Below are 6,727 nucleotides of genomic sequence, written 5' to 3'. Positions count from 1 at the left end.
TCTGCCGGACCAGCGTCCTCGGTGCGAACGCAGCGTGCGCGGCGCACGTCATCACCCAAGGGTGTACAGACGTCGCTGGTGGGATTCGGACGGTTGCCGAATCCCACCAGAGCGATTGCGGCAGTTAGTTCAGCGCCGTTTCCGGGGTGAGGTCCGGTTGCGTCTTCGGTGTACGCATCGACACCGCGGTGACCCCGGCACCGGCCAGGGCGATGACGGCGGCACCGAGGAAGGCGGCAGAGAATCCGTTCGTCAACTCGGGCAGATCGCCGATCTGGTTGGCCCCAAACGAGGCGGCGACTGCCGTCATGGCCGCCAGACCGAGCGCGGAGCCGACCTGGTAGCTGACGTTGACGATGCCCGACGCCAACCCGCCCTCCTCCGGTCGGGCGGCGGAGATCGCCGTGCCCAGCGAGGGAATGAAGGCGAGCGACATCCCTGCCGCTGCCACGAGGGACGCCGGCAGCACGTCGACCCAGAAGTTCCCGGTGGACCGGACCAAGGCCATCCACCCGAGACCTGCCGCGAGCACGATCAGACCGGTCACGATCATCGGTTTCGCCCCGAACCTCTGCATCGCCCGCGGCGCGACCACGATCATGCCGAGCATGATCAATGTGGTCATCGGCAGTAGCGCTGCGCCGGCAGGGAATGCGCTGTACCCCAGGACCTGCTGCAGGTACAGGTTCAGGAAGAACCACATCGGGATCCACGCCGCACCGAGCAGCAACTGGGCGAGGTTCGCTGCGGCAAGGTTAGGGGCGGTGAAGATTCCCAGACGCATCAGGGGTGCGCGGCGCCGGGACTGAATCAGCACGAACGCGGCCAGCAGCACCGCCGACGCGGCGAGGTACCCCCAGGTCTGACCCGCACCCCAGCCGACCTCGGGGGCCCGGACGATGGAGTAGACGGCGAGCGCCAGGCCGGCGGTGACCGTCAGAGCGCCGAGGATGTCGATCGAACCGGATCGGGCGGGGGCATTGGGCATCAGCAGCGGTGTCGCGGCGAGGGCGATGATCGCGATGGGGATGTTGATGTAGAACACCCATGGCCAGCTGAGGTATTCGGTGATCACCCCACCGAGAAACACACCGGCGGTGCCGCCGGCGGGTGCGGCGGCGCCGTAGACGGCGAGGGCCTTGGTCAATTCCTGCTGGGTGGAACCGAACAGCATCATCAGCAGGGTCAGCGCCGAGGGTGCGATCAGTGCGGCCCCGGCGCCTTGGACGGCGCGTCCGGCCAGTTCGGTGCCGACGTTCCCGGCGGCGCCGGCGGTGATCGATCCGGCCAGCAGAACCAGCCAGCCGGTGGCGAAGATGCGTCTGGCGCCCCACAGGTCGGACAGGCGTCCACCGAGCAGGAGAAGTCCACCGAAGGCGATGACATAGGCGTTGAACACCCAGGTCAGGTTCTCCTGGGAGAAACCGAGGTCGGTCTGCATTTTCGGTAGCGCGATGCCGATGATGGAGGTGTCCATGATGACCATGAATTGGGCTGCGGCGATCAGCGCCAGCGCCCACCACTTGCGTGTGGATGGTGCCTGAGTAGACATGACGATCATTCCTTACCGGTACGGGGTATTTATCGTGGGGTGAACGATGACGAGTGCGGTGGCGCGCCTATCCGCAACATCGAAGCCTCGGCCCACAGCCGGCCGTAAATATCACGGTGTCGCTGAATCTTTCGGGTAGAAAATCACCTTCTGTGCACATCACTGCTCCTCCTAGCCGCTCGGCACCTCGTGATTGTTGATACCATAGGGGGGTATAGTACGCTGCGCAAGAGATGGTCGTCCCGGAGTCGCTGAGGGTATTCCGTTCGCAAGCGGGGCGAACCGCACACGCCAGGCGAACGGTCGGCGGGGTGTCTCGCGCGAATCATTTGGCCCCCGACGAAACCCCACGGTCCAGCGCTGCCCTCGTTGCTCGCGTCGGCACCCCCTCCCCCGCGGCGTCACCGCCGGAATTTCGAGAACACTCCCAGGGGGTATAGACCCGATGAGCACAGGTCCGGCCCGGTCATTGTTGCATACGGTAGGGGGGTATGGTAAATCTGAAGTTGGGTCACGTCGACCTCGATCGAACTCCGCACGAACCGAAGAAAGAAGAACATCGATGAGCACCACCACCGTCACCGTCACCGGAATGACCTGCGGGCACTGCGTCTCCTCGGTCCGCGAAGAGATCGGCAACATCCCCGGAGTCACCGCCGTGGATGTCGACCTCGCCAGCGGCCGGGTTGCTATCGACTCCGACACCCCGATCGAGCAGGCGGCGCTCGCCCAGGCCGTCGACGAGGCCGGCTACGAGCTCGCCGGCTGACCGGACGAAACCCGAGACCCGGACAGGAGATTCCCCCCGATGAACGCATCGTCGAAGTTCGCCGGATTCACCGTCGGCCTGGCCGCGGTCTTCGCGCTCGCCCTCGGGGCCGGGGCCGCCTTCGGTCCCGAGGAGCCCGCACCGGCCGACACCCACGACACCTCATCCCACGACGCCGGACCCGGTTTCACCGCGGGTGCACCGGTCTACGATCAGATACCTGGAGGACTGATGGTCACCGACAGCGGATACACCCTGGCCTTGGACACGGCGCAGGTGTCGGCCGGCGCGCACGTGCCACTACGGTTCCGCATCCTGGGCGCCGACGGGCAGCCGGTCACCCGCTACGTCGAGAGCCACGACAAGCAATTGCACCTGATCGCGGTGCGCCGCGACATGGCCGGGTTCCAGCATGTGCATCCGGTACTCGACAGCGCCGGAACGTGGAGCGTTCCGCTCGATCTGACCCGCGCCGGGGCGTATCGGGTGTTCGCCGACTTCACCCCTGAGGGCGTTGACGGTTTGACCCTGGGCGCCGACCTGCAGGTCGCCGGTTCCTACGATCCGCAGCCCCTGCCCCCGATAGCCGCATCCACCGTGGTGGACGGGTACACCGTCACCGTCGATGGCACCCTCACCCCGGGTCAGGCCTCGAAGGTGACCCTGTCGGTGGCCCGCGGCGGGCAGCCGGTCACGGATCTGCAGCCCTACCTCGGGGCGTACGGTCACCTGGTGGCCCTGCGGGCCGCCGACCTCGGCTACCTGCACGTGCACCCGGACGGCCATCCCGGGGACGGGGTCACCGCACCCGGTCCGGGCATCGACTTTGTCGTCACCACCCCGAGTGCGGGCGACTACCGCCTGTTCCTCGACTTCCAGCACGATGGAGTGGTGCGGACCGCTGAATTCACCCTGACGGCCGGGCAGAGTTCCGGCGCCGCGGTGCCCGCCGCCCCGGAGCCGATGCCCGCCGGGCACGGACACTGACGTAACCACCACGCCCGAGAGGAGGAACGATGAATCCCGTCACGCAGCACCCGACCGCCGACGGCCAGGTCGAGCTCGAAATTGGTGGCATGACCTGCGCCTCGTGCGCGAATCGGATCGAGCGCAAGCTCAACAAGCTCGACGGCGTCACCGCCACGGTGAACTACGCCACCGAGAAGGCGCGGGTGAACTACGTCGGTGCTGTGTCGACCGAGGATCTCGTGGCCACCGTCGAGCAGGCCGGCTACACCGCCAAGGTCCCGGCGCCGCCCTCCGCCGCCGCCGATGCCGACCTCGCCGGCCCTGCCACGGAGCCAGACCCGACCGCCGCGCTGCGTCAACGCCTGCTCGTCTCGCTGGTGCTCAGTGTGCCGGTGATCGCGATGGCCATGGTTCCGGCGCTGCAGTTCACCAACTGGCAGTGGCTTTCGCTCACCCTCGCCGCCCCGGTGGTGGTGTGGGGGGCGTGGCCGTTTCACAAGGCCGCCTTCACCAACCTGCGGCACGGGACCTCCACGATGGACACCCTCATCTCGATGGGCACCCTCGCCGCCCTGGGCTGGTCGCTGTACGCCCTGTTCTGGGGCACCGCCGGGAATGCCGGGCATGACGCACCCGTTCGAGCTGACCATCTCCCGCAGCGACGGCGCCGGCAACATCTACCTCGAGGCCGCCGCGGGAGTGACCACCTTCATCCTCGCTGGCCGCTACTTCGAGGCCCGCTCCAAGCGGCGCGCCGGTGCCGCCCTGTGCGCCCTGCTCGAACTCGGTGCCAAGGAGGTCTCCGTCCTGCGCGGCGGTGTCGAGCAGCGCATTCCCACCGATCAACTGGCCGTCGGTGACGAGTTCGTTGTCCGCCCCGGGGAGAAGATCGCCACCGACGGTGTGGTCACCGACGGCTCCTCCGCGGTGGACGCGTCGATGCTGACCGGCGAATCCGTGCCCGTCGAGGTCGGACCCGATGACCAGGTCGTGGGCGCCACCGTCAACGTCGGCGGCCGGATCACCGTGCGCGCGACCCGCATCGGGTCGGACACCCAGCTCGCGCAGATGGCGAAACTCGTCGAAGACGCCCAGACGGGGAAAGCCCAGGCGCAACGGTTGGCCGACAAGATCTCCGGGATCTTCGTTCCGATCGTCATCGCCCTGTCGGTGGCGACCCTCGGCTTCTGGATCGGCACCGGCGGCGGCATCGCAGCCGCGTTCACCGCCGCCGTCGCCGTGTTGATCATCGCCTGCCCCTGCGCCCTCGGCCTGGCCACCCCGACCGCACTGATGGTCGGCACCGGCCGCGGCGCCCAGCTCGGCATCCTGATCAAGGGGCCCGAGGTCCTCGAGTCGACCCGCCGTGTCGACACCGTGGTGCTCGACAAGACCGGTACCGTCACCACCGGCAAGATGACCCTGCTCGATGTGATCACCGCCGACGGCGAAGACGCCACGCAGGTGCTGCGCCTGGCCGGCGCGCTCGAGGATTCCTCCGAGCACCCCATCGCCGCGGCCATCGCCAAGGGCGCCCGGGACAAGGTCGGCGCCCTGCCGACGGCGGAACAGTTCGCCAACATCGAAGGCCTCGGGGTGCAGGGCATGATCGACGAGCACGCGGTGATCGTCGGCCGGGCCCGGCTGCTCGCCGACTGGGCGCAGCACCTACCCCAGGGGCTCGAGGCGGCCATGAGTGAAGCCGAAGCCGAAGGCAAGACCGCCGTCGCGGTCGGCTGGGACGGGCGGGCCCGCGCCGTGCTCGTCGTCGCCGACGCCGTCAAGGCCACCTCGGCCGAGGCGATCGGGCAGCTGCGAAAGTTGGGCCTGACGCCGATCATGCTCACCGGCGACAACACCGCGGCCGCCCGGGCGATCGCCGACCAGGTCGGTATCGACGAGGTGATCGCTGAAGTACTGCCCTCCGGCAAGGTGGACGTCGTCAAACGGCTGCAGGATCAGGGCAAGGTCGTCGCGATGGTCGGCGACGGTGTCAACGACGCCGCCGCCCTGGCGCAGGCCGACCTCGGTCTGGCGATGGGCACCGGCACCGACGTCGCGATCGAGGCCAGTGACCTGACCTTGGTGCGCGGTGACCTCCGCGCCGCCGCGGATGCGATCCGGTTGGCCCGCAAGACGTTGGGCACCATCAAGGGCAACCTGTTCTGGGCCTTCGCCTACAACGTCGCCGCCCTGCCCCTGGCCGCGGCCGGGCTGCTCAACCCGATGCTCGCCGGTGCGGCGATGGCGTTCTCGTCGGTGTTCGTGGTCAGCAACAGCCTGCGGCTGCGCCGGTTCCGGTCCCTCACCGGATAACCGCAGGAAACGCATCCAGCAGGCCGGGGGTGAGCGGGGCGTGCAGGCGCCCGCCCACCCCCGCACCCTTTCATCCATGTGCAGTCCCCGGAAGGAGACCGGCCATGTCCTCGGTGACAACGTCGTTGGCGCGAATCACCCGACACCCGGCGACCCGGGCGGTGGCCCGGTGCGCGGTGATGTGCGCCGCGTCGGCGATCGGCCGCCGGGTCGACGGCCCGCACCCCGCCCCGGATACCCCGGGCGGGCATAATCGGGGGTGCTCGGCATGACACTCGGATTCCAGGAGGACACCATGGCCACCACTCCCGCGGCCACCCAGGCACCTGCCGAGACCGACGGCCATGACCACGCCGCGCACGGTTACATCACCGAAAAGGACGCCTACCTCAAGCGCCTCAGGCGCATCGAAGGCCAGGCCCGCGGACTGCAGCGGATGGTCGAGGAAGACAAGTACTGCATCGACATCCTCACCCAGGTCTCCGCGATGACCAAGGCCTTGCAGGCGGTGGCCATGGGACTGCTCGAAGACCACATCAGTCACTGCGTGGTCGACGCCGCCGTCGCCGGCGGTCCCGAAGCGGAGGCGAAGATCAAAGAGGCCACCGATGCGATCGCCCGCCTCGTCCGCTCCTAAAAACACCGGTACCGGCCCGCCCGGTGTCAGTCGTCGTCGTCCACCCCGGCGTTCTCGTCGGAAATCTCGACGAGGCGGCGCAGGCAATGCATCCGCAAGGGTTCCGGAAACCCGTCGGCGAGACGGTAATAGACGGTGCGGCCCGCTTTACGGCGGGTGACCATTCCGGCGGTGCGCAGGATCCGCAGGGCGTAGCCGACGGCGTCCTCGCCGAGGTCGAGGGTCAGGGCGATGTCGCCCACACACAGTTCCTCGGCCACATCGAGGGCGTAAATCACCCGAGTCCGGGTGGGGTCGGCGAGCAGACTCAAAATGCTGCTCAACCGGGCGGCGTCGTCGCGGCTGAGCAACCGCTCACGGGCATGCGCCACCCGCTCCGGATCGACCGGGTGCCCCTCGGCAATGGACGCGTGACTCATGCACCCATTCTGACCCACGACACACCCGCCCCGCGGCCCGACCGACTGTTTACCCGTACGGGTTT

6 protein-coding genes and 1 pseudogene are annotated in these 6,727 nt (G+C 68.3%); 5 read left to right on the top strand and 2 right to left on the bottom strand.

Annotated features, from left to right (window positions below; all coding sequences use genetic code 11):
• Positions 1-124: 124 nt before the first annotated feature.
• Positions 125-1,552, bottom strand: coding sequence for an MFS transporter (locus tag NOF53_RS26585; protein ID WP_255974529.1), 1,428 nt, complete (start codon positions 1,550-1,552; stop codon positions 125-127).
• Positions 1,553-2,114: 562 nt separating this feature from the next.
• Here NOF53_RS26585 and NOF53_RS26580 point away from each other — a divergent pair.
• The 5 genes and pseudogenes from NOF53_RS26580 (at position 2,115) to NOF53_RS26560 (ending at position 6,243) form a co-directional block, all read left to right on the top strand.
• Complete coding sequence (locus tag NOF53_RS26580) at positions 2,115-2,321, top strand: heavy-metal-associated domain-containing protein (RefSeq protein ID WP_255974527.1); 207 nt, start codon at positions 2,115-2,117, stop codon at positions 2,319-2,321.
• A gap of 39 nt (positions 2,322-2,360) precedes the next feature.
• Positions 2,361-3,308, top strand: coding sequence for a DUF8832 domain-containing protein (locus NOF53_RS26575; protein ID WP_255974526.1), 948 nt, complete (start codon positions 2,361-2,363; stop codon positions 3,306-3,308).
• Positions 3,309-3,337: 29 nt separating this feature from the next.
• Positions 3,338-5,606, top strand: a pseudogene (locus tag NOF53_RS26570) (heavy metal translocating P-type ATPase).
• Between the two features lie 104 nt (positions 5,607-5,710).
• Positions 5,711-5,878, top strand: coding sequence for a hypothetical protein (locus NOF53_RS26565; protein ID WP_255974524.1), 168 nt, complete (start codon positions 5,711-5,713; stop codon positions 5,876-5,878).
• A 23-nt stretch (positions 5,879-5,901) separates the two neighbouring features.
• Positions 5,902-6,243, top strand: a complete 342-nt coding sequence (locus NOF53_RS26560; RefSeq protein WP_255974535.1) for a metal-sensitive transcriptional regulator — start codon at positions 5,902-5,904, stop codon at positions 6,241-6,243.
• Positions 6,244-6,269: 26 nt separating this feature from the next.
• Here the strand turns inward: NOF53_RS26560 and NOF53_RS26555 are convergent, their stop codons facing one another.
• Complete coding sequence (locus NOF53_RS26555) at positions 6,270-6,662, bottom strand: ArsR/SmtB family transcription factor (protein ID WP_255974522.1); 393 nt, start codon at positions 6,660-6,662, stop codon at positions 6,270-6,272.
• Between the last annotated feature and the right edge of the window lie 65 nt (positions 6,663-6,727).

This window comes from Rhodococcus tibetensis, from assembly GCF_024438035.1.
In the GTDB taxonomy this organism is placed as follows: Bacteria; Actinomycetota; Actinomycetes; order Mycobacteriales; family Mycobacteriaceae; genus Rhodococcus_F; species Rhodococcus_F tibetensis.
Note: the sequence above shows the minus strand (reverse complement) of the source record. Positions and strands in the feature narration are given on the sequence as shown.